Source organism: Nonomuraea sp. NPDC059023, from assembly GCF_042740095.1.
In the GTDB taxonomy this organism is placed as follows: Bacteria; Actinomycetota; Actinomycetes; order Streptosporangiales; family Streptosporangiaceae; genus Nonomuraea.
Map to the genome: position 1 here is coordinate 64,436 of NZ_JBHYIO010000001.1, position 21,020 is coordinate 85,455.

22 protein-coding genes are annotated in these 21,020 nt (G+C 71.6%); 12 read left to right on the forward strand and 10 right to left on the reverse strand.

All coding sequences use genetic code 11. The features are described from left to right. Positions 1–3: 3 nt before the first annotated feature. On the forward strand, positions 4–1,290 hold the full coding sequence (locus ACFWYW_RS00330) for an SLC13 family permease (RefSeq protein ID WP_379620118.1): 1,287 nt from the start codon (positions 4–6) through the stop codon (positions 1,288–1,290). On the opposite strand, the gene ACFWYW_RS00335 is transcribed toward ACFWYW_RS00330, so the two are convergent. After that, complete coding sequence (locus tag ACFWYW_RS00335; RefSeq protein ID WP_379620119.1) at positions 1,287–2,219, reverse strand: AraC family transcriptional regulator; 933 nt, start codon at positions 2,217–2,219, stop codon at positions 1,287–1,289. The two genes, ACFWYW_RS00330 and ACFWYW_RS00335, sit on opposite strands and share 4 nt — an antisense overlap. A 112-nt stretch (positions 2,220–2,331) precedes the next feature. Between ACFWYW_RS00335 and ACFWYW_RS00340 the strand changes: the two genes are divergently transcribed. Both ACFWYW_RS00340 and ACFWYW_RS00345 read left to right on the forward strand, forming a co-directional pair. Beyond that, positions 2,332–3,186, forward strand: coding sequence for an NAD(P)H-binding protein (locus ACFWYW_RS00340; protein WP_379620121.1), 855 nt, complete (start codon positions 2,332–2,334; stop codon positions 3,184–3,186). Positions 3,187–3,204: 18 nt separating this feature from the next. Then, positions 3,205–4,107, forward strand: a complete 903-nt coding sequence (locus ACFWYW_RS00345) for an SDR family NAD(P)-dependent oxidoreductase (RefSeq protein ID WP_379620259.1) — start codon at positions 3,205–3,207, stop codon at positions 4,105–4,107. Between the two features lie 3 nt (positions 4,108–4,110). Here ACFWYW_RS00345 and ACFWYW_RS00350 read toward each other — a convergent pair whose 3' ends face one another. Continuing rightward, entirely contained in the window at positions 4,111–5,235 is a 1,125-nt protein-coding gene (locus tag ACFWYW_RS00350) for an SRPBCC family protein (protein ID WP_379620123.1), read from the reverse strand. A 125-nt stretch (positions 5,236–5,360) separates the two neighbouring features. Between ACFWYW_RS00350 and ACFWYW_RS00355 the strand changes: the two genes are divergently transcribed. The 4 genes from ACFWYW_RS00355 (at position 5,361) to ACFWYW_RS00370 (ending at position 9,849) form a co-directional block, all read left to right on the forward strand. Next, on the forward strand, positions 5,361–6,779 hold the full coding sequence (locus ACFWYW_RS00355) for a hypothetical protein (RefSeq protein ID WP_379620125.1): 1,419 nt from the start codon (positions 5,361–5,363) through the stop codon (positions 6,777–6,779). Positions 6,780–6,843: 64 nt separating this feature from the next. Beyond that, on the forward strand, positions 6,844–8,103 hold the full coding sequence (locus ACFWYW_RS00360) for a carotenoid oxygenase family protein (protein WP_379620127.1): 1,260 nt from the start codon (positions 6,844–6,846) through the stop codon (positions 8,101–8,103). Between the two features lie 19 nt (positions 8,104–8,122). Further along, positions 8,123–8,995, forward strand: coding sequence for a GntR family transcriptional regulator (locus ACFWYW_RS00365; RefSeq protein WP_379620129.1), 873 nt, complete (start codon positions 8,123–8,125; stop codon positions 8,993–8,995). Between the two features lie 26 nt (positions 8,996–9,021). Then, positions 9,022–9,849 carry a DUF4429 domain-containing protein gene (locus tag ACFWYW_RS00370; protein ID WP_379620131.1) on the forward strand — a complete coding sequence of 276 codons (828 nt, stop codon included), beginning with the start codon at positions 9,022–9,024 and terminating at the stop codon, positions 9,847–9,849. A 1-nt stretch (position 9,850) separates the two neighbouring features. Here ACFWYW_RS00370 and ACFWYW_RS00375 read toward each other — a convergent pair whose 3' ends face one another. The 3 genes from ACFWYW_RS00375 to ACFWYW_RS00385 all read right to left on the reverse strand — a co-directional run bounded on the left by ACFWYW_RS00375 (position 9,851) and on the right by ACFWYW_RS00385 (position 11,966). Then, entirely contained in the window at positions 9,851–10,474 is a 624-nt protein-coding gene (locus ACFWYW_RS00375) for a hypothetical protein (RefSeq protein WP_379620133.1), read from the reverse strand. Positions 10,475–10,567: 93 nt separating this feature from the next. Then, positions 10,568–11,200, reverse strand: a complete 633-nt coding sequence (locus tag ACFWYW_RS00380) for a hypothetical protein (protein ID WP_379620135.1) — start codon at positions 11,198–11,200, stop codon at positions 10,568–10,570. Between the two features lie 28 nt (positions 11,201–11,228). Beyond that, positions 11,229–11,966 (reverse strand): enoyl-CoA hydratase/isomerase family protein, encoded by a 738-nt coding sequence (locus ACFWYW_RS00385; protein WP_379620137.1) that lies wholly within the window; start codon positions 11,964–11,966, stop codon positions 11,229–11,231. A 117-nt stretch (positions 11,967–12,083) separates the two neighbouring features. Between ACFWYW_RS00385 and ACFWYW_RS00390 the strand changes: the two genes are divergently transcribed. The 4 genes from ACFWYW_RS00390 (at position 12,084) to ACFWYW_RS00405 (ending at position 15,070) form a co-directional block, all read left to right on the forward strand. Then, complete coding sequence (locus ACFWYW_RS00390; RefSeq protein WP_379620138.1) at positions 12,084–13,361, forward strand: glucose-1-phosphate adenylyltransferase; 1,278 nt, start codon at positions 12,084–12,086, stop codon at positions 13,359–13,361. A gap of 167 nt (positions 13,362–13,528) precedes the next feature. Next, positions 13,529–13,831 carry an isoamylase early set domain-containing protein gene (locus ACFWYW_RS00395; RefSeq protein ID WP_379620140.1) on the forward strand — a complete coding sequence of 101 codons (303 nt, stop codon included), beginning with the start codon at positions 13,529–13,531 and terminating at the stop codon, positions 13,829–13,831. Positions 13,832–13,933: 102 nt separating this feature from the next. Beyond that, positions 13,934–14,374, forward strand: coding sequence for a hypothetical protein (locus ACFWYW_RS00400; RefSeq protein ID WP_379620142.1), 441 nt, complete (start codon positions 13,934–13,936; stop codon positions 14,372–14,374). A gap of 165 nt (positions 14,375–14,539) precedes the next feature. Next, the gene (locus ACFWYW_RS00405; RefSeq protein ID WP_379620144.1) at positions 14,540–15,070 is read left to right on the forward strand and encodes a phospholipase; all 531 of its coding nucleotides are present in this window, start codon (positions 14,540–14,542) and stop codon (positions 15,068–15,070) included. 102 nt (positions 15,071–15,172) lie between these two features. Here the strand turns inward: ACFWYW_RS00405 and ACFWYW_RS00410 are convergent, their stop codons facing one another. Together ACFWYW_RS00410 and ACFWYW_RS00415 are read right to left on the reverse strand one after the other, a co-directional pair. Further along, positions 15,173–16,213 (reverse strand): C45 family autoproteolytic acyltransferase/hydolase, encoded by a 1,041-nt coding sequence (locus tag ACFWYW_RS00410; protein ID WP_379620146.1) that lies wholly within the window; start codon positions 16,211–16,213, stop codon positions 15,173–15,175. Positions 16,214–16,227: 14 nt separating this feature from the next. Beyond that, entirely contained in the window at positions 16,228–16,668 is a 441-nt protein-coding gene (locus ACFWYW_RS00415) for a hypothetical protein (protein WP_379620148.1), read from the reverse strand. 47 nt (positions 16,669–16,715) lie between these two features. Here ACFWYW_RS00415 and ACFWYW_RS00420 point away from each other — a divergent pair, with 47 nt between their 5' ends. After that, a complete protein-coding gene (locus tag ACFWYW_RS00420) occupies positions 16,716–17,891 on the forward strand; it encodes a saccharopine dehydrogenase family protein (protein WP_379620150.1) in 1,176 nt (391 codons plus the stop codon). Here ACFWYW_RS00420 and ACFWYW_RS00425 read toward each other — a convergent pair. From ACFWYW_RS00425 to ACFWYW_RS00435, 3 genes are read right to left on the reverse strand one after another with little or no spacing between them, the layout of a single operon-like run. Further along, positions 17,878–18,720, reverse strand: a complete 843-nt coding sequence (locus tag ACFWYW_RS00425) for a PaaX family transcriptional regulator C-terminal domain-containing protein (protein WP_379620152.1) — start codon at positions 18,718–18,720, stop codon at positions 17,878–17,880. The genes ACFWYW_RS00420 and ACFWYW_RS00425 overlap by 14 nt on opposite strands. 43 nt (positions 18,721–18,763) lie before the next feature. After that, positions 18,764–20,200 (reverse strand): flavin-containing monooxygenase, encoded by a 1,437-nt coding sequence (locus tag ACFWYW_RS00430; protein ID WP_379620154.1) that lies wholly within the window; start codon positions 20,198–20,200, stop codon positions 18,764–18,766. A 27-nt stretch (positions 20,201–20,227) separates the two neighbouring features. Next, positions 20,228–21,019 (reverse strand): SAM-dependent methyltransferase, encoded by a 792-nt coding sequence (locus tag ACFWYW_RS00435; protein WP_379620156.1) that lies wholly within the window; start codon positions 21,017–21,019, stop codon positions 20,228–20,230. Position 21,020 lies beyond the last annotated feature (1 nt).

Genomic DNA, 21,020 nt, shown 5'->3' on the forward strand with positions numbered 1-21,020 from the left:
AGGATGAGCGCCATCGTGGCCCTGGCCATCTTCGTCGTGGCGTTCTTCTTCATCGCCACGGAGAAGGCCGACAAGGTCAAGGTCGTCCTCATCGCCGCCGGGCTCATGACCGTGCTCGGGCTGGCGCCGGGGTCCGACGTCTTCTTCAACGAGCACGCCGGCGTCGACTGGAACGTCATCTTCCTCCTGCTCGGCATGATGATCATCGTTGGGGTGATCAAGCAGACCGGGCTGTTCGACTACCTGGCGATCTGGGCGGCCAAACGGTCGAAGGGCCGGCCGTACCGGCTGATGGTGATGCTCATGGCGATCACCGCCATCGCCTCGCCGTTCCTGGACAACGTCACCACGATCATGCTGGTCGCGCCGGTGACCGTGATGGTGTGCGGGCGGTTGCGGATTCCGGCGCAGCCGTACCTGATCGCGGAGGTTCTGGCCTCCAACATCGGCGGGGCGGCCACGCTCATCGGGGATCCGCCCAACATCATCATCGGCAGCCGGGCCGGGCTGACGTTCAACGACTTCCTCGTGCACATGGCGCCCGCGGTCGTGATCATCTTCGCGGTCTTCGTGCTGTTCACCTATCCCTTGTTCCGGAAGTCGTTCCAGTACAACCCCGACCATGTCGCCAAGGTCATGGCCATGCAGGAGAAGCGGGCCATCACCGATCCCGTTCTGCTCGTGCGCTCGCTGGCGGTGCTGGCGGGGGTGGTGGTCGCCTTCGGGCTGCACTCGGTCTTCCATCTCGCGCCCTCGATCATCGCGCTCGTCGGCGCGGGGGTCATGCTGCTGGTGTGCCGGGTCGAGCTCGGCGACGTGCTGCGCGAGGTCGAATGGCCCACGCTGGTGTTCTTCGCCGGGTTGTTCGTCATGGTCGCCGGGCTCGTGCACACGGGCACGATCGAAACCATCGGCCGGGCCAGCATCGAGCTGTTCGGCGACAACCATTTCGCCGCGGCCACCTCGCTGCTGTTCGGCTCCAGCATCCTCGGCGCCTTCTTCGACAACATCCCCTATGTCGCCACCATGGCGCCCGTCGTCGAGGAACTCGCCGCCGCCGCGCCCGACGCCGCCACCGGCCAGGCCCTGTGGTGGGCCTTCGCGCTCGGTGCTGACTTCGGCGGGAACGGCACCGCCGTCGCCGCCAGCGCCAACGTCGTGGCCATCGGCATCGCCGCCCGCACCGGCCACCCCATCAGCTTCTGGCAGTTCACCCGCTACGGCATCGTCGTCACCCTCGCCAGCACCGCCCTGGCCTGGGTCTACGTCTGGGTGCGCTACTTCCTCTAGGGACCGGTGCGGTGGCGGCTCGGCGACAGGCCGCGTACCCGCTTGAAGGCCACGCTCAGCGCGAACGCGTTGGCGTAGCCGACGTGCCTGGCGACCGAGTCGATGGTGATGTCGGAGGAACGCAGCAGGTCGGCGGCGAGCGCGAGCCGCCAGCCGGTGACGTAGGCCATCGGCGGCTCGCCCACGAGGCTGGCGAAGCGGCGGGCGAACGCCGCCCGCGACGCGCCGACCTTCTCGGCCAGGAGCGCCACCGTCCACGGCCGGGCCGGGTCGCCGTGGATCAGCTTCAGCGCCGGGCCGATCAGCGGGTCGCTCTGCGCCTGGTACCAGCCGGGCGCCTGGGCCTCGGGACGGGCGAACCAGGCGCGCAGGGTCGCGATCAGCGCCAGGTCGAGGAGCCGGTCGAGGACGACCTGCTGGCCGGGGCCCTCGCCGTTGACCTCCTGGGCCAGCAGTTCCATGACCGGGGAGGGCGTGCTCGCCCGCGGCACGAGCACGACCGCGGGAAGCGCGTTGAGCAGCCGGTCGCCCACCTCGCCGCTGACCTGGTAGGTGCCGCTGGCCACGATCGCCGAGCCGTCGGGGGTGAGCCCGCTGGTGCGGGGACCGAGCCGCAGCTCGTCGGTGATGTCGACGCCGTCCATGGTGGTCAGGCGGTTGCCCGGGTGGACGATAGTGTCGGGGGCGGTGGCCGGGTCGTCGCCGATCGTGTACGGCGCGGGCCCCTTGACGATCGCCACGTCACCGGTGCGCATCAGCACGGGCTCGCCCCCGTCGGGCACGATCCAGGCGTGCCCGCGCAGCGCGGTGGCCAGGGCGAGCATGGCGCCGTCGGCGATCCGCAGCGACCACGGTGGTTCCAGGATCGCCTGGCAGAAAGCCGCGCTGCGGGCACGGACTCCGTCGAGAAGGTCGGCGAGGGGGTCCACACCATCAGCTTAGACGGACAGAAATGGAGGCGAGCGTACCGAATATGGATCGTCTTACCCGGGGCGACTTCACTGGGAGTAACTCGATCGACGACCTTAGAGAGGCGGTCCGATGTACGCGATCACGGGTGTGACAGGCCACGTCGGCGGCGCGGCGGCCAGGGAGCTTCTGGCCGGTGGAGAGGCGGTGCGGGCCGTGGTCCGCGACCCGGCGAAGGGCCGCGACTGGCCTCAGGCGGCGGTCGCCGATCTCGGCGACAGGGCGGCGCTGGCGGAGGCGTTGCGCGGTTGCCGCGGCGTGTTCGTCATGCTGCCGACCGATCCGGCGGCGGACGACCCCGACGCCTACCACCGCGGGCTGGCCGCCTCGATCGCCGGAGCGGTCGCGGACAGCGGCGTTCCGCACGTGGTGATGCTGTCCTCGGTCGGCGCGGAACTGGCCGAGGGCACGGGCCCCATCCGCTGGCTGCACCACCTGGAGAACCTGCTGCGCGAGACCGGCGCGGTGCTGACCGCGATCCGCTCGCCGCACTTCCAGGAGAAGGTCGAGACCGTGCTCGACGCCGCCACGGGGGCCGGCGTCTACCCGGTCTTCGGCGAGTCGGCCGACGTGCCCACGCCGATGGTCGCCACGCGCGACATCGGCAAGGTGGTCGCGCGGGCCCTGACGGAGCCGCCCGCGGGCAGCGAGGTCGTCGACCTGGACGCCCCCGGCTACACGGAGCGGCAGGTCGCGGAGGAACTGGCGGCGGTGCTCGGCACGACGCTGCAGGTGATCACCATCCCGCGGTCCGGCTGGGTCGGCACGATGGTCGAGGCCGGCCTCCCGGAGCCCCTCGCGCAGGAACTCGCCGGCCTGTACGAGGCCGAGCAGCGCGGCGTGCTCGAACCCCGGGGCGACCGGGCGATCGCCTGCCCGACCGAGCTGGGCGAGACCCTGCGTCACGTGGTGAAGACCATCTCCTAGGAGGGCACCGTGTCCACGATGGTGATGACCGGCGGAACGTCGGGCTTCGGCACGATCGCCGCCGCACGGCTGACGCGCGGCGGGGACCGCCTGATCCTGGGCGCCCGCCGGCCGGCGCCCGGCGGCGAGTCGATCCCGCTCGACCTGACCGACCTCGCGTCGGTCCGCGCCTTCGCGACCTCGGTGCTCGATCGACTCGGCGGCACCCCAGGCACCCCAGGCACCCCAGGCGCCCCCGTGGACGCCCTGGTGCTCAACGCCGGCCTGATCCGCCCCGACGCCGCCGGCCGGAGCGCGGACGGCTTCGAGACGACGTTCGCCGTCAACCACCTCGCCCACTACCTGCTCATCCGCCTGCTCCTGCCCACCTTGGCCGACGGCGCGATCGTCGTTCTGACCACGAGCGGCACGCACGACCCCGCCACCGGCGCCGGGCTGACGCCGCCGCGGCACGCGGACGCGGATCTGCTGGCGCACCCGGACCGCGACCCCGGCCGCGATCCACGGCCGCGCAAGGCGGGTGAGCACGCGTACACCGCGTCCAAGCTGTGCGCCGTGCTGACCGCGCGCGCGTTGGCCGGGCGCGGCGTGACGGCCGTCGCCTTCGACCCGGGTCAGGTGTTCGGCACGGGGCTGGCCAAGGACCTGGCGTTCCCCTTGCGGGTGGCGTGGTCGGTGCTGGGCACGCCGGTGCCGCGCTGGGTGGTGAGCCGGTTCAACCCGTATCTCAACGGCCGCGCCGCCGCCGGGAACGCCCTGGCCGACCTGGCCCTCGGCGTGGCGAGGCCGCCGGGCGGACGCTCGTACGCGGCGCTGCGCCGGGGCGGGCTCACCTGGCCGGACCCGTCGGAATCGGCCCGCGACGACGGGCTCGCCCAGGCGCTCTGGGACGACAGCGCCAAGCTCGCCGGCCTGGACTGAGCGTCACTTCAGGGCGTCGCGGTAGGCGTCGAGGACGAGGCCGTGGAAGTGGTGGAGCGCGTGCTCCGACAGGCCGGAGCCGGCGGGGTCGTACACGATCTTGCCCTGGGTGAAGGCGGGTGTGCGCATCCCGCGCTGGACGCTCTCCACCAGGGCGATGTCCTCCACCTGGAGAACCTCGTCGATGTAGCGGATGCTGCCCAGCTCCGCCTCGTCGGGCTCGGTGGTCTCCAGGTAGAAGTCCCAGGTCTCCAGGGTCCGTTCCGGGCCGGCGGGGATGATCTGCAGGACCATGAAGTTGCCCCGGCCGGGGTAGCGCAGCAGGCAGGTGTTGGGCCACAGCCACCAGACCGCGTGCTCGGTCACGGTCGCGCCCGACACGTCGTAGGCGGAGTTCCGCGCCGTGCCCGCCCGCGCCATGTGGCTGGACCAGATGCCGTGGGTCGTCACCTTGTACGTGCTCATGTCGACCAGCGACACGAAGTCCTTGTGCGCCACGTGGCAGTGGTAGCACTCCAGGAAGTTGTCGACGACGTTCTTCCAGTTGGAGGCGATGTCGTAGGTGAGGCGGCGGGCGAGGGTCAGTTTGCCCACGTCCGGCGCCCGCGCCTCGATCTCCGCCGCCAGGTCCCCGGCCTGCTCGGCGAGCGGGGCGGCGCCGGGGTCGAGGTTGACGTAGACCATGCCGGCGAACTCGGTGACCTGGACGGGGTCCAGGCGTACCGTCTCGGGGTCGAAGCCCGGCAGGTCGCCGGTGTTGCGGGCACGCCGTAACCGGCCGGTCAGGTCGAAGTTCCAGGCGTGGTACGGGCAGACGATGCTGCGCCGGACGCCGCACCCGGACAGCAGTTCGTGCGCCCGGTGCTTGCACACGTTGTAGAACGCGCGCAGCGTGCCGGACTCGTCCCGGACGGCGACGACGGGCAGGCCGGCCACGGTGGCGCTGACGTAGCTTCCCGGCTCGCGCAGCTTCTCCACGTGGCACAACCACTGCCACGTTCGCGCGAAGATCGCCCGCTGGTCGACGTCGAACCAGGCCGGATCGGTGTAGGCGTCGGCGTGCAGCGACATCGACAGCGCGGGGTCGGGGTGGTATCCGGCGGAGATGTGATCGAAGGTGAGGGTCATCCTGCCTCCTGCAGATTCTGCCGCGTCCATCGCGTGGGGGATCCGGTGTCCCTGGCGCCAGGGACGGGAAAGATCGCTCCACGGCGTGACGCCCGCGCGGGGTCGCGCTGCCTAACCTGCCCGCCATGGAATCCGAATGGACCAGGTTCGGCAAGACCCGCCGCTGGGTGATCGGGATGGTGGCCGCGGCGCTGATCCCGGTGGTGGCCGGGCTCGCGCTCGTCGCCACCTCCCGCGCCACGTGCGGCAACCAGACCACCGAGGAGCCCTGCCCCGCGCCCATCCTGGGGCCGGCCGGGCAGGCCGTGGAGGACAAGTTCTACTTCGTCCACCAGTCGCTGCGCGGCGACGGCAGCATCACCGCCCGGGTGAACGGCATGACGGGACGGATCAAGGAGCCGCCGCCGCCCGGGACCGGCGCGGGCCCGCCGCCCGTCCCCGGGCTGGTGCCGTGGGCCAAGGCGGGGGTCATGGTCAAGGACGGCCTCCGGCGGGGGTCGCGGTACGCGGCGATCATGGTCACCGCCGGGCACGGGGTGCGCATGCAGCACGACTTCACCGAGGACGTCGCGGGCTCGGCCGGAGGGTATCCGCGCTGGCTGCGGCTGACGCGTACCGGCGACACGCTCACCGGATTCGAGTCGGCCGACGGCGAGAAGTGGACAGAGGTGGGCAAGGCCGATCTCGGCGGGCTGCCCGACACGGTGGAGATCGGGCTGTTCGCCGCCTCGCCCGGCGCGCTGACGATGGCGGGCGGCGGGCCCGAGTCCAGGTTCGCCGAGGCCACCGCCGTCTTCGACCAGGTCAGCCCGCAGGCGGACGAGTGGAAGACCGACGACATCGGCGTTCAGATGGAGCCCGACGGCGTGACGCCGCACCACGGGGGCGGGCTCTCCCGCTCCGGCGGCACCTTCACCGTCACGGGGACCGGCGACATCGCGCCCGGCATCGAGTGGCAGCCGATCGAGCGCACGCTCGTCGGCGCGTTCCTGGGCCTGATCGCGGTGATCGTCGTGGCGGTCTCGTTCGGGACGGCCGATCGCCGGCGCCTGGCCCCCAAGGCGGTGGTGATCGGCACGGTCGCCTTCATCAGCGGGGTGATCCCCGCCGCCGTCGTGGTGCCGATCGCCCTGCGGACCCTCCCCTCCAACGGCGTCCACCCGCTCCCGGCCGGCCTGCCGACGTACCTGCAAGTGATCGTCGGCACCGGCCTGCTGTTCGCCGCCGTCGCGGTGCTGTCCCTGGGCATCGGCGCGCTGCTCGGGCGGGCCGCCGCGGGGATCGTCGCGGCCGTCGCCGTCGTCTTCCTTCCGTACGCGCTGGCGCTGGCGGGCGTGGGGGACTGGCTGCTGGCGGTCACCCCCTCGGCGGGCTTCGCGATCCAGCAGAGCGCCCGCGAGTACCCGCAGGTCGAGGGCTTCTACACCGCGCTCACCGGCTACTTCCCGCTGGCGCCGTGGGCGGGGTTCGCGGTGCTGTGCGCCTACGCCGCGCTCGGCCTCGGGCTGGCGGTCGTCATGGAGCGCCGGAGCCGTCTGCACTAGTGCACGGCACGGTCTCTTCCCTTGCCGCAAGGGTGATCGGCATGCTCGTGCGTACGGTGTCAACATGAAGTATCTGGAAGGGCCGTTCGCGCCCGTCACCGAAGAGGTCACCGCTTACGACCTGCCCGTCACCGGGCGGATCCCGGCCGAGCTCAACGGCCGCTACCTGCGCAACGGGCCCAACCCGCTGGGCGTGGAGGATCCGGTCGTGCACATCTGGGGCATGGGCCAGGGCATGGTGCACGGGGTACGGCTGCGCGACGGCCGCGCCGAGTGGTACCGCAACCGGTTCGTCCGCACGCCGGGCATCGCGCCCATGGTGCACGTGATCGAGCACGCCCGGCGCACCTTCGCCATGCTGGAAGGCGGCATGCCGCCCACCGAGCTGGACGACGAGCTGAACACCGTGGGCACGTGCGCGCTGGGCGGGACCGAGGAGGGGTTCACGGCGGGGGCCCACTCCAAGCACGACCCGCTCACCGGCGAACTGCACTCGCTGTCGTACATGATGGGCCGCGACGTCGTCCAGTACATCGTGACCGGCGTCGGGGGCGGCGTCGTGCGGGCCACCTCGATCCCCATGACGCGCACGCCGTTCCTGCACGACTTCGCGCTCACCGAGAACCACGTGGTGCTCTGGGACACGCCGCTGGGCTTCGACGGCTTCGAGTGCCGGTGGCTGCCGGAGCACCCGACGCGGGTGGGGGTCATGCCGCGTACCGGCGGGCAGGTGCGCTGGCTGGACATCGACCCGGTCCACGTCAGCCACACGCTCAACGCCTACGACGACGGCGACTCGGTCGTGGTCGACCTGGTCACGGCCGAGGGGCCGTTCCATCCCGCCGATCCCGGGGCGATCCGCCCCATGCTGGACCGGTGGACGATCACCGCGGACGCCGTCCGTCAGCGGCGGGTCGACGACCGGCCGCAGGACTTCCCCCGGGTGAACGAGACGCGCGCCACCCGGCCCCACCGCTACGGCTACTCGGCGGCGACGGCCCTCTACGGGATCCCGTTCGCGCCCGAGGGGATGCCGCCCGACGACGCGTTCACCAACGCCCTGGTCAAGCATGACCTGGAGCGGGGGACGGCCGAGGTGCACGGGTTCGGCGCCGACGAGGCCGTGGGGGAGGCCGTGTTCGCCGCCGCGGGGCCGGGGGAGGACGAGGGGTATCTGCTGACGTACGTCCACAATCCGCGCAGGAACGCCAGTGACCTGGTGATCCTGAGCGCCCAGGACTTCACCGGCGCGCCCGTCGCGCGGGTCCACCTTCCGGCCAGGGTGCCGCTCGGGCTGCACGGCAACTGGTTGCCCGATCGCTGAGGCGTGGCAGCATGGCGTCGTGAACGATCCGCGACCGCCGTACCTCCGGATCGTCGCCGACATCGAGCGGCGCATCGCCGACGGAGAGCTACGGCCGGGCGATCGCGTCCCCACCACCAGGGCGATCATGGCCGAATGGGGTGTGGCGATGGCGACGGCCACCAAGGCGCTGGCCGCGCTCAAGCAGGCGGGCGCCATCGAGTCCGCGGCCCGGGTCGGCGCCGTGGTCGCCGCTCGCCGGCTGCCCGCGCGCTCGGCCGGAAGCCTCGAACGCGAGCGGGTCGTCCGCGTGGCCATGGAGATCGCCGACGAGAGCGGCCTGGCGGCGCTGTCGATGCGGGCGGTGGCGGCCAAGCTCGGCGTCGCCACCATGACCCTCTACCGGCACCTCGACGCCAAGGCCGAGCTGACCCAGCTGATCGCCGACGCCGCGTTCGCCGAGATCGCGTATCCGGAGCCGCCGCCGGGATGGCGCTCCCACCTGCGGGTGGCCGCCCAGCTCCAGTGGGCCGCCTACCAGCGCCATCCCTGGCTGCCGCGCCTGGTGTCGATCACCCGGCCGGTGCCGCTGCCGGGGATGCTGGCGTACGGGCTGTGGACGCTGCGCGCGCTCGACGGCCTCGACCTGGACCCCGGCACCCGCCTGCACGTGTACGGCACGCTCGTCAACTACGTGCGCGGGACGGCGGTGAACATCGAGAGCGAGGCCGGCGCCGAACTCGACACCGGCATGACCAGCACGCAGTGGGTCACGGCCAGGCTGTCCGTCGACGGGCCGCTGCTCGCCCAGGTCGCCGAGCCGGGGACGGAGCTCGACCTGGAGTCGCTGTTCGCCTTCGGCCTCGAACGCCTCCTGGACGGCCTGGGAACCGTGCTCACGCCCCGCCGGTGAGCCCGATGATGGCCTAGCCTGTGAGCGTGGAGGATGTTCTGGCGGGCTCCGAGAGCGTATGGGGCTTCGAGAGCGACGCGCTGCGCATCCGGCCGGGGCCCAAGGCGAGCAAACTCCTCGCCGAACTCGGCGAACGCGTCGTTCCCCACAGCGCGATCGCCGGGGTGTCGCTCGCGCACGGCAGGCGGGGCACGGTGGTGCTCCGGGTGACGCCGAGGCGTGGGGCGGATCCGGTGATCAGCGCCGCCGCCGGGCAACTGGCCGAGGTGCTGGACCCGTACCGGCTGGTGCTGCCCGCCGACAAGGAGACGCTGGCCGACTACTACGCCGACGAGCTCCGGTCCGCGATCACGAGCAGGGAGCCCGCCGAGCGGTTCCTGGTCGCCGCCCCGCCCGTGCCGCGCGGTTTCAAGGCGTGGGACGGCGCGGCCACGTTCGACGGCGAGCACGTGACCTTCACCTGGTTCTGGTCGGGTGCGTCGACGGCCAAGTACAGCGCCGGTGACCAGCGCTTCCGCGTCGCCGACCTGGACGGCGTGGAGTGGCACGCGCCGGTGAGGGCCAGCGGCTCGCTCAGGCTGAAGGTACGCGACCGGGTGGCCCCGTCCGACCCCAACGACGACCCGGCCTCATTGGTGTTCGGCCTCGGCTGGGGCGTCACGCACAAGTCGCTCCCGTTCGCCGCCGCCATCCTGGCCGCGATCCCCGCCGGCGGGCCGAAGCCGCTCGCCCCCCGCCACACCGCCGCCGAGATCACCGAGCTGATCGCCAAGCTGGGCGAACTGCGCGACGCCGGGCTGCTGTCGCCCGAGGAGTTCCAGGCCAAGAAGGCCGAACTGCTGTCCCGCATGTGAGCTACTCGGCCGTGCTGTGGCGGGCGTACCAGGGAAGGGTGGTCGCCGTGACGACCGCGACGGCGGCGACCCAGCGCCAGAAGACAGCGGGCTGCGGCGTGCCGCTGTTGCCGGTGTTGCCGGTCTTGCCGGGTCGCACCGGGGTGCCCAGGGCGGTGATCAGGTCGGTGGTCACGGGACCGCCGATGGTCTCGTGGGTGGTCTCGCGTTCGTCGCCGGCCTTGAGCGGGCCGGTGCCCGGACGGATCGGGATGTTTCCCGAGCACAGCGACGTGGACAGGCTCGCGCCCGGCACCCTCTCGGCCGGGCCGGCGAACACGAGGTAGCGCGCGTCCTGGTCGAACACGTACCCGCACGCGGGGCTGTCGGTGTCGGCGCCGATCTGGAACTCGGCGGCGGGCGCGCCCTTGTAGACGTTGTCGGTGCGGAAGGTATACACCTTCTGGGCGTTCGGCGGGCCCTTGACCGTGCGGATCGCCACCACGGTGCCGGTGAACACCGCCGTCGCGTTCTCCACGGCCTGCGCCGGCTTGAACTCCACACAACTGCACGCGCAGGCGGCGGTGGTCGTGCCCACCAGCATGGCGGCCGCCAGCGCGGTGACCACGAGCAATCGCAGCATCATGACCTCACCACGTACGGCGCACCCCGAACGGTTCGCAGCGCCTGGCCGTCCGGCTGCCGGTCGGAGGGCGTACGGCAGGCCGGCGAGATCTGCCTACTCAGCTTCTCCGTCGGGCCAGTAAGGGAGCGAGCGTCCGGCGGCCGACGTGATGGCGGCGCCGTCCACCTCGGCGAAGGCGAGCTCGACACCGCCGGCGGGCCACTCCACGGCCAGCTCGAACGGCTCCGCGGGCGGCAGGGGCCACAGCCACAACCCGGCGACGATGACGCCCGAGTCATCGGGACCGCTGCGCATCGACATGCCGGGCAGCAGCCAGGAGACCTGCGGACCCGGCGGCGGCGCGGACGACGGGGGATACCGCTTGCCGACCCGCTGCCCGACGGTGGTGGCCTTGGAGCCGTCGGCGAAGCGCACGCCGAATCGCAGCAGGTCGTCGGGCAGCGGGGCGCCGGCCTTCACGCCGGTGGCCATGTGCTGGTAGATGGCGCGCGTGAGGGTGGAGTCGTCGGCGGACAGCCGCGTGATGACGTCCACGTTGATCAGGCAGCCGGTGCTGAAGGCCTGGATCGTCTGCACGATCATGGCGACGTTCTGGGTACGGGCCAGCACCAGATCGCTGACCAGCACCGCGCCCCTCTCCTGCGCCGGAGGCGCCTGCCAGGGGGACAGGCCCGGCTGGGGCGGTTCGGATAGTTCGTCATGGGCCGTTGGCGGCTCGAAGAACATGATTCCCACCATATGCGCGCAGATCGCCTCACGAGCGGCGGCGGGAAGCGACCGTGCGGGCCATGAAGGACTCGATCCGCCCGTCGGCGGCGGCCGCTCGCCACAGGCGCAGCGTCTCCCGCTCGCCGGCCGCCTCGCCGCGCAGTTGCCCCTTGGTGTGCCGGAAGGTGTCGGCGGGGATCGCGGCCAGCCGGTCGGCGACCGACAACGCCCGGTCGAGCAGTTCCCCCGGCTCGGCCACCTCGTCCACGAACCCGAGGGCCAGCGCTTCCGCGGCCGGATGGTTGCGGCCGTCGAGGATCGCCCGCCGCGCGCCGACCGGCCCCAGCGCGGACCGCATGATCTCCAGGGCCACCTCCGGGAACGGCACCCCCACCAGCAGTTCGGGGACGCCGATCGTGCCAGGACCGGTGGCCATGAGGCGGTGGTCGCAGGCGGCGGCCAGCACGCAGCCGCCGGCGATCGCGTGGCCGTTGATCGCGGCCACGGCGGGCTTGCCCAGCTCGAAGACGGCCCGGAACGCGCCGTTCAGCGCCGGCAGGTACTTGGCCACGTAGCCGGCGCCGCCGTTGACGACGCGCTCCAGGTCGACCCCGGCCGAGAAGGCCCGTCCGGAACCGGTGAGCACGACGGCTCTCACCCCGCCGGTGTCCAGGTCGCGCAGCGTCGCCTCGATCGCCTGGCACAGCTCCAGGTCCAGGGCGTTGACCTTGCCGTGGGCCAGCCGTACGACGCCGATCCCGTCGATGACCTCAACCTCGATCACGCCGGTTCCCTTCCGCCGGACGGCAGGTCGTTGCTCATGCGCGGCATAACGATTCTTTGGTGGTATGACGCACCTTCTTGCAATGGAGCTGTGAAAGGCGAAGATAGCGTCATTCCCATGACCTCGTGCAGAGTTATGGCCGTGGTGCTGGCCGGTGGACAGGGAAAACGACTACTGCCGTTGACGATGGGCAGAGCCAAACCGAACGTCCCGTTCGGCGGGATGTTCCGGCTGATCGACTTCGTGCTCTCCAATCTGACCAACGCCGGCTATCTCAGGATCGTGGTGCTGACCCAGTACCGGAGCAACAGTCTCGACCGCTACATCGCGCGCGGCTGGCAACTCTCCTCTCAGGTGGGGCACTACATCGCCCCGGTTCCTGCACAGCAGCAGTTCGGGCCGCAGTGGTTCTCCGGCTCGGCCGACGCGCTGTTCCAGAACCTGCACCTGATGCGGGACGATCCACCGGAGCACGTGCTGGTGTTCGGGGCCGACCACGTCTACCGGATGGATCCGGCGCAGATGCTCGCCCAGCACCTGGAGTCCGGGGCGGACGTCACGGTCGCGGCGATCCGGCAACCGCGGGCGCTGGCGCACCAGTTCGGGGTGATCGAGTGCGCGCCGGGCGGCCGGCGGATCGCGCGGTTCGTGGAGAAGCCCGGCGACCCGGCCGGCCTGCCCGACTCGCCGGAGGAGATCCGCGCGTCCATGGGCAACTACGTGTTCAGGACGAAGGCGCTGATCGACGCGGTGGAGGAGGACGCGATGGACGTGTCCAGCCGCCACGACATCGGCGCCGACATCATCCCCATGCTGGTACGCGAGGGCCGGGCCGACGTCTACGACTTCGCGCGCAACCACGTGCACGGCGTCAGCCCCCGCGAGCGCGGCTACTGGCGTGACGTCGGCACCCTGGACGCCTACTACGAAGCCCATATGGACCTCATCGGACCCGACCCGGCCTTCACCCTGCACAACGCGCACTGGCCGATCCGCACCTTTCACGACCTGCTCGCGCCGGTGACCTTCGGCAGGGAGCGGCCGGGCCGCGCCGTCGACTCGCTGCTCTCGCCGGGCGTCGCCGTCGCCGCCGAGGCGGACATCGAGCGCTCCGTGCTGTCCCCGCAGGTCACGCTGGGGGCTCGCGCCCAGGTCGCGGATTCCATCCTGATGGAGAACGTACGGGTGGGCCGGGACGCGATCGTCCGCCGGGCGATCGTGGACCGCGACGCCGTCATCCCGGACGGCGCCAGGATCGGCTTCGACCCCGAACTGGATCGCGAGCTCTACACGGTCACCGACAACGGGATCGTGGTCGTCCCCAGCGAGGGCGCCCGACGGTGCGAGACCCGGGTCGAGGCGGCCGGCGGCCTGCCGACCGGGTCGCGTCATTAGCCCATGAGGAAATTCCCGGAGCGGAATCCTCTCGTAAACACTAAAAACTGCGAAGATCGCCCGTTTCTCACTGTCGGCCGGGGTATGGCTGACCGCGCAATCGTCTGAATCATCTTATTCGGGGGAGAAAGATGTTCACTCACAGCAAACCCAACAGGAGGGGGCAGGTGGAGGTTCTCTTCACCCTTCCCGCTGAGGTCGGGCCGGTGTCCGTCGTCGGCGACTTCAACGGATGGGACCCGCTCGCGCACCCGATGCAGCTCGGCGACGACGGTCGCTACAGGGTGGCGGTAGCCGTACCGCAGGGCCAGGCGTTCGCCTTCCGGTACCTGGGCGATGGCGGCCGCTGGTTCGACGACGAGGGCGCCGAGGAGTACGACCACCGTGGCGCCGTCTTCCGCGTCCCGACGCCCAAGCGCCGTGCCGTTCCCGCCAAGCCGCGCGTAGCCGCGGGCAAGACCGCGCGCTGACCCTCCACGCGGGCCCGCCGGCCGGATCTGGGAAGTCATGCCCGGCCGGCGGGTGCCGCAGGGGCTGGACGCGAACCTCGCGCGCACCCCACATTGGTAGTCATGTCGATCAGAGCAGGCGGCCTCGCGGCCGCCGCCGCGTGTTGCGTCCTGGCCACCCCTGTCGCCGTGTGGTGGCTGGTCGGTGATCTGAGTGTGGACGTGCCGCAGGGGACCGGTCTCGACTACGCGTTCCGGCCGCCGGACATCGACCCGGCCGTCGAGCGGGTGGTGGGCCTGGGCGCGGTGGTCGTGGTGGTGCTCACGCTCGGCCTGCTGATCTGGGCCGCCGGGAGGCGGCGGTTCGACGGCCGGTGGTGGGCGGCGCTCGTACCGGCGCTGGTGGCGGGGGCGATCGCCGGGGCGGGGGCGCGCGTCGTGACCGCGGGCACGATCGGCGCGAACATCGGGGCCGGGCTGGTCCTGGTCGGCGGGGGCGTGGTCGTCGGCCTGCTCCTGCTGTGGTCGGCCGGGTGGTCGGCGCGGCTGCTGCTGGCCCGCTGACATCGGAATTCGACTGACCGTAAAGGGCGACTCTCTGCAAACCCTGCTGGAAAAATTGGACAAGATCTGCTTTTAGTTTTCCCCGCCTTCGCTTCATTGTTAGGTCGTCGGGCGAACCTTGCCACCGCATTCCTCCGCACCCCCGTGCAGTGAAAGCAGGTTCTCATGGTCAGACGGTCCCTCCTACTCTCGTTATCCGCGCTGCTGTCCGTGGCCGCCTTCTTCGGATTCGCGCTCCCGGCCCACGCGGTCACGCCGGAACAGAAACTCGCCGCGCTCTCCACCTTCTCCCAGCCGACCGCCGGCAGCGCCTCCGCCTGGCGCGCCGCCTGGCAGAACCAGGCCGCGTGGGCCGACTACAACTTCGACTGGTCGACCGACCTGTGCTCAAGCAGTCCCGACCAGCCGCTCGGCTTCGACTTCAGGATGTCCTGCCGGCGCCACGACTTCGGCTACCGCAACTACAAGGCCATGAACGTCTTCCCGGCCAACAAGCCGCGGATCGACGACGCCTTCTACTTCGACATGCGCCAGGTGTGCGCCGGATATTCCGGGCTCTCCCGCTCCACCTGCAACGGCCTGGCCTGGACCTACTACCAGGCGGTCAAGGAATTCGGCGACCTGCGCGTCACCGATGAGCAGATCCAGCAGGTCAAGCAGCAGGCCGAACGGAACCACCAGAACGCCGCGGCCTGAACCGTCCATCGGCGGCGGGGACGCCGGACCGGCGTCCCCGTCACCGGCTCGACGTGGTCTCGCGGACCCAGGGAGGTCCTTCCCCTGCTGTACTCACGGAGATCATGACGAAGGACTGGCCGGCCGCGCGCCGCAGGGCCCGCCCGCGTGCACGGTGAGGTCGCCGCGGTCCACGTGGAGCTCGATCGTCGCCAGCGTGCGCTGCTCCCACTCCGGGAGTACGGCTCCCGCCGGCACGTGACAGCAGATGCTCTTGCTGCCCGAGGAATGGTCGGCCATGGCCTCCGTCAGCGGCCCGCCGGAGCGCAGGCGCCGGCGCAACGTCTGGTGGCGCAGCAACGTGTCGGGGTACTCCCGCGGCAGTTGGTCGCCCGCGGCGGCGACCGGGTCGAGGAAGTGGTTGGTGTGGACCAGGACGCCGTCGTCGTCGGGCAGCGCCCAGGCGGGACCGCCCGGATGGAGCTCCGCGGTGATCGCGGAGCCGGGGGTGACCACGGTGACCGAGGTCGAGGCGGAGACCTCGGGCGAGGCCAGCAGGCCGGTGGCCGAGGACAGGTCGCGGGCCTCGTCGAGCACCCGCCGGGCCACCACGTGAACGGGCACGCCCATCGCCTCGCCGTCGCGCGCGTGCGACAGGAACGTGAACAACACGCCGACGTTCGCCGAGCTGACGCCGATCTTGCCGACGATGCCGTACTCGGTCATCGTGCGCACGACGTGCCCGGACGGGTGGGGGATGGTCCAGACGAGCCAGTTCCCGGCCATCGCCTGGGCCCAGTCCCAGGTCTGCCCGGCCCTGGTGGGCTCGCCCAGCACGACGGCCGCCGAGCACTCGCCGCGCGGCGGCGCGGGCAGGGTGGCCAGGATCTCGGTCCGCGCGTTGATCGCGGCCAGGTCCTCGACCGGCAGTCCGGCGCCCGCCGCCATGCCCTCGATCTCCCGGGCGAGGTCGGGCGCCCACTTCTCGATCGCGGTGAACGCCCGCGCGCCCGGCTCGGCGATGGGGACCGGCGCCTCCGCCAGGCCGTCGAACATCATCCGGTACCCGGTCACGGTGCGAGCGATGTCGCGGGCGTGAGCCGTACCGAACTCGAGACCACGCTCGTACGGCCCGGCGGCCCGCGAGGTGAAGCTTCTGACCACGACTACCTCCAGTGTCAACGGCGGTGCAACATGACGATCATGCGGACGGCGGAGACCGCGCTCGCGACCGCACTGATCACGGTGACCCAAAACCAGAAGGCCGTCCAGGTGGCGGGGATCGGCAGGAGCACCGCGAGCAGGACCGGGTAGCCGAGCACCAGGACGCGCAGCCGCCGCTCGTCACGGACACGGAGCTGGAGCGGGCGCGGGTGCGGGTGCGGCGGGCACGGGTGCAGGCCGCCGGCCAGGACCAGGCGCCAGGTGTGCACCGCGGTGAGGTAGAGCGTGACGATGATCGCCAGCCCGAGCAACTGGGCCCATTCCGGCGCGGTGTCGTCCCCGGCCAGGAGATAGGGCAGCACCATCACGGCCAGCGGCAGCGTGCTGGCCGCCTCTGCCGCGATCATCCGGCTGGCCGGCCTCTCGCGGAACAGCGGAAGCGCTGATATGTTCATAATTCGTTCTATCGTATTGAAAACGATAGGTGAAGACATGAGAGGTAATGATGAGAATCCTCGCCCTCGGCGGCCCCGGATCGATGGGCAGGGTCGCGGTACGCGTGGCAGCGGGTCTCGCCGGGGTGCGGGAGATCGTCGTCGCCGACCGCGACCTGGACGCGGCACACCGGCTGGTCAAGGAGCTCGACGGCGTCCCGGCACGGCTCAGCGCCCGGCGGGTGGACGTCACCGACGCGGACGGGCTGGCCGCCGCGCTGGAAGGGGCCGACGTCGTACTCAACACGGTCGGGCCCTACTACCGCTTCGGCCCGGCAGTCCTGCGGGCGGCGATCCTCGCCCGCACCCACTACCTCGACATCTGCGACGACTGGGAACCCACCCTGGAGATGCTCGAGTTCGACGGGCAGGCCCGCGCCGCGGGCGTGCGCGCGGTGATCGGCATGGGCGCGAGCCCCGGGATCAGCAACCTGCTCGCGGCCCGCGCCGTGGCGGAACTCGACACCGTGACGGACCTCTACACCGCCTGGCCCGTCGACGTCCCCGGCTCCGGCGCCGAGCAGACCGAGCTGAACGGGCCCGACGGCCGGCCCATCGCGGCAGCGGTGCACTGGATGCAGCAGATCAGCGGTACGGTCGCCGTGGTCAGCGGCGGGCAGGTCGTCCAGCGGCCGCCCATGCGGCCGGTCACGCTCGACCTGCCCGGCGGCAGGAAGGGCACCGCCTACACCGTCGGCCACCCCGAGCCCGTGACGCTGGCGCGCAGCTACGTCCTGACGGGGGAGTCGGCCAGCCTCATGGTCGTCACACCGGGCACCGCGGCCTACCTGGACGTGCTGCGCACCGACCTCGACGAGGGCCGGCTCACCAACGAGAGCGCCGCCGCCGCCCTGGCCAAGCCCGCCACGCGGCGGGCCATGCGGGCGGCCGTGCGGGCGTTCGGCTTCAAGGCGCCGGGCTCACTGCCGGCGTTCTTCGCCGCCGCCACGGGCACGGCGGACGGGCGGCCGCGTACCGTCCTGGCCCATCTGGCCGGCGCCGAGACGCTGATGATGGGCATGGACGAGGCGACCGGGCTCCCGGCCGCGCTGGGCCTGGCCCAGTTGCTCGACGTGGAGCGTGTGCCGCCCGGCGTGCACCCGCCGGAGACCGCGATCGACGGCGAGCGGTTCTTCGCCGACCTGGCCGGGCACGCCGCCTCCGTGCGGGTCATCGTGGAGTGAGCGTGCCGTAGAGCTTGAACAGGCGGATGCCGGAGCCGATCTGGTGGTCCAGCAGCTTCCAGCAGTTCGCGGTCAGCTCGCGGGCCTGCGTGCCTGGCCAGGGCCGCGGCAGCAGTTCCGGCGGCAGGAGCGGGTCGTCCTCCATCGCGCGGGTGAACTCCGCGGCCAGTTCCACCGCGATGGTCAGCCGCTCCTGCGGGGTGAGTGGGTTCGCGCCGAGCAGCAGGTCGAGCCGCGGCCGGGCGATCGCGGCGAGGCGGTCGTAGCGCCCGGCGATCTCCTCCAGCGGCCACAGGTCGCGGGCGAGGGCGACCGGGTCGTCCTGCCCGCCCCTGCGCAGGTCGCGGGTGGTCAGGAAGGTGACGTGGTCGAGTACGTCCAGGCGGCGGGCGTGCTCCTCGACGTAGGGCTCCCACGCGTTGGCGCTGAGGTAGAGGCCGCCGTGCACGGGCGCCCCGCCGAGCGCGGTGATCGCCGCGCGCAGCGCGTCCCTTCCGGTCCTCGCGCTCTCCGGTACGGCGAAGCCCACCAGATGCCAGGTGCCGTCCCAGGGCGCGAGCCCGGCGTCCTGCCGGTAGGCGTGGGCGACGAACTCGACGTCGAGCCCCATCGCCCGCTCGGCGCTGCCGGTGGCCCGCAGGATCGCCTTGCGCCCCCGGCCCTCCTGGACGAAGCGCTCCTCCGCGACCAGCCGCTTGATGCACAGGCGTACCTGCTGATCGGTCATGCCCAGCTGTGCCGCGGTGGCGTAGAGCTCACCCGCGTCGACGGTGAGGTCGGTGCGGACGAGCGCCTCGACGAGCATCCGGGTGGGGACGTGGACGTCCAATGCGGTGGCCCTCCAGGGGTGGTGTGAGCGGGAAGAGTTTACGTCACCCGAAGATCATGCCCTTGCGGACGTCGAGGAACGCGAACTTCGCGAGGTCGGCCAGGTAGTTCTGGGTGACCAGCCACGGGTCGCGCTCGCCCTGGCGCGGGAACAGGTGCGCGGCACGCTGGACGTAGCCGGCGGTCAGACCGAGCAGGGGCCGCCGGGCGCCGTCGCGCGGGAAGGCGGGCATCGCCGTGCTCAGGCCGTGTCGGCGCATGTGGGCGAGCAGCCGTACGACGTAGCGGGAGGAAAGGTCGGCGCGCAGGGTCCACGACGCGTTGGTGTAGCCGACGCAGAAGGCCAGGTTGGGCACGCCGCCGAGCATCAGCCCCCGGTAGGCGGTGGTGGCGGCCAGGTCGACCGGCTCGCCGTCCACGGTCAGCGCGATGCCGCCGAGGGGGATCAGCTTCAGCCCGGTCGCGGAGACGACGACGTCGGCCGCCAGTTCCTTGCCCGACTCCAGCGCGATGCCGGACTTGGTGAACCGGGCGATGCGGCCGGTGACCACCGACGCCCGCCCGGCGGTCACGTCGCGGAAGAGATCGCCGTTGGGCACGACGCACAGCCGCTGGTCCCACGGCTGGTAGCCGGGCGTGAAGTGCCGGTCGGCGTAGGCGGGGTCGGGCAGGAACCTGAGGACGCCCCGGCGCAGGTACCGCTTGGCCTGCTCCGGGTAGCGCCGGCTCAGCCAGTAGGTGAGCTGGCCGCGCAGCACGTTCTTGGCGCGGACGAGGGTGTGCGCGAGCCGCGCGGGCAGCAGGCGACGCAGCGCGTCGGCGGTCCGGTCGACGTCGGGCAGCGCGCTCATGTACGTCGGGGAGCGCTGGAGCATCGTGACGTGCGCCGCCTTCCCGGCCAGCGCGGGCACGAGCGTGACGGCGGTGGCCCCGCTGCCGATCACCACGACCCGGCTGCCGGTGACGTCGAGGTCCTCGGGCCAGAACTGCGGATGCGCGAACCGGCCGCCGAAGTCCTCCACGCCGTCGAAGTCCGGCTGGTGACCCTGCTCGTAGTCGTAGTAGCCGGCGCAGATGTAGAGGAACGAGCACGTCCAGACCCCGTCGCCGGTCCGCACCGTCCACCGGCCGCGCTCGCCGGACCAGCCGGCGGAGACGACCTTGGTCCCGTAGCGGATGTGCCGGTCGATGCCGTGCTCGCGGGCGGTGTCCTCGATGTAGCGGCGGATGCTGTCGCCGTCGGCCAGCGACTTCCCGCCGCGCCACGGCTGGAAGGGGTAGCTGAGCGTGAACATGTCCGAGTCGGAGCGGACGCCCGGGTAGCGGAACAGGTCCCACGTGCCACCGGGGCGGTCCCGGGCTTCGAGCACCGCGTACGTCCAGCGGCGCTCGCGCTGGAGGCGCCACGCGGCGCCGATGCCGGACAGGCCCGCTCCGATGATCAACACGTCCACGTCTATCACATCAGAAACGGTCGTCATAGAAACGACCGTATCATGTGTGAACGTTTAGGGCTTCCGCGCCACCGCCCCGTGGGCGTCGATGAACGGCCCCGCCTCGTCGTGCCACTGCGAGATCGGGGCCAGCCCCGGCTCCACCATCTCCAGGCCCTCGAAGCAACTGGTCATCTCGTCGAGCGAGCGCAGGTAGTAGGGGACCGCGCCGCTCTCCGCCAGCTTGTCGCTGCCCTCCGCGACGGCGTCGCCGGTGGCGGTGCCGTCCCACAGCACGAGGTAGCTGCCCGAGGGCACGCTGTCCATGACCCGGCCGACGATCGAGCGCATGAGCTCGAAGTCCTTGACGTACCCCAGCACGCCCATGAACATCACCGCGATGGGCTTGGTGAAGTCGAGCACGTTGTGGGCGTCGGAGACGATCAGCTCCGGCTCGTGGTAGTCGCCGTCCACGTACGCGGTGACGCCCTCCGGGGTGGTGTTGCGCAGCAGGGCGCGGGCGTGCACGAGCACCAGCGGGTCGTTGTCGACATAGACGATGCGCGAGGCCGGATTGATCGACTGGGCGACCTCGTGGGTGTTCTGCATGGTCGGCAGGCCGGTGCCGATGTCGAGGAACTGGGAGATGCCGGCCTCGCCCGCCAGGTGGCCGACGGCGCGGACCAGGAACCCGCGTGACTGCACGGCCATCTTCACGATGTCCGGATACACCTGGGCCACCGCGTCGCCGGCGGCCCGGTCGGCCTCGAAGTTGTCCTTGCCTCCCATCCAGTAGTTCCAGATGCGGGCCGCGTGCGGGATGTCGGGCTGGATCTTCGCGGCGAGGTCGGAACGCTCGTGGTTCATG

Bases quoted from the DNA above. Each gene is read 5' to 3' on its own strand.
- ACFWYW_RS00330 (WP_379620118.1), top strand. From the start codon at position 4: ATGAGCGCCATCGTGGCCCTGGCCATCTTCGTCGTGGCGTTCTTCTTC.
- ACFWYW_RS00340 (WP_379620121.1), top strand. From the start codon at position 2,332: ATGTACGCGATCACGGGTGTGACAGGCCACGTCGGCGGCGCGGCGGCC.
- ACFWYW_RS00345 (WP_379620259.1), top strand. From the start codon at position 3,205: ATGGTGATGACCGGCGGAACGTCGGGCTTCGGCACGATCGCCGCCGCA.
- ACFWYW_RS00350 (WP_379620123.1), bottom strand. From the start codon at position 5,235: ATGACCCTCACCTTCGATCACATCTCCGCCGGATACCACCCCGACCCC.
- ACFWYW_RS00355 (WP_379620125.1), top strand. From the start codon at position 5,361: ATGGAATCCGAATGGACCAGGTTCGGCAAGACCCGCCGCTGGGTGATC.
- ACFWYW_RS00360 (WP_379620127.1), top strand. From the start codon at position 6,844: ATGAAGTATCTGGAAGGGCCGTTCGCGCCCGTCACCGAAGAGGTCACC.
- ACFWYW_RS00375 (WP_379620133.1), bottom strand. From the start codon at position 10,474: ATGATGCTGCGATTGCTCGTGGTCACCGCGCTGGCGGCCGCCATGCTG.
- ACFWYW_RS00380 (WP_379620135.1), bottom strand. From the start codon at position 11,200: ATGTTCTTCGAGCCGCCAACGGCCCATGACGAACTATCCGAACCGCCC.
- ACFWYW_RS00390 (WP_379620138.1), top strand. From the start codon at position 12,084: ATGACCTCGTGCAGAGTTATGGCCGTGGTGCTGGCCGGTGGACAGGGA.
- ACFWYW_RS00400 (WP_379620142.1), top strand. From the start codon at position 13,934: ATGTCGATCAGAGCAGGCGGCCTCGCGGCCGCCGCCGCGTGTTGCGTC.
- ACFWYW_RS00405 (WP_379620144.1), top strand. From the start codon at position 14,540: ATGGTCAGACGGTCCCTCCTACTCTCGTTATCCGCGCTGCTGTCCGTG.
- ACFWYW_RS00415 (WP_379620148.1), bottom strand. From the start codon at position 16,668: ATGAACATATCAGCGCTTCCGCTGTTCCGCGAGAGGCCGGCCAGCCGG.
- ACFWYW_RS00420 (WP_379620150.1), top strand. From the start codon at position 16,716: ATGATGAGAATCCTCGCCCTCGGCGGCCCCGGATCGATGGGCAGGGTC.
- ACFWYW_RS00430 (WP_379620154.1), bottom strand. From the start codon at position 20,200: ATGACGACCGTTTCTGATGTGATAGACGTGGACGTGTTGATCATCGGA.
- ACFWYW_RS00435 (WP_379620156.1), bottom strand. From the start codon at position 21,019: ATGAACCACGAGCGTTCCGACCTCGCCGCGAAGATCCAGCCCGACATC.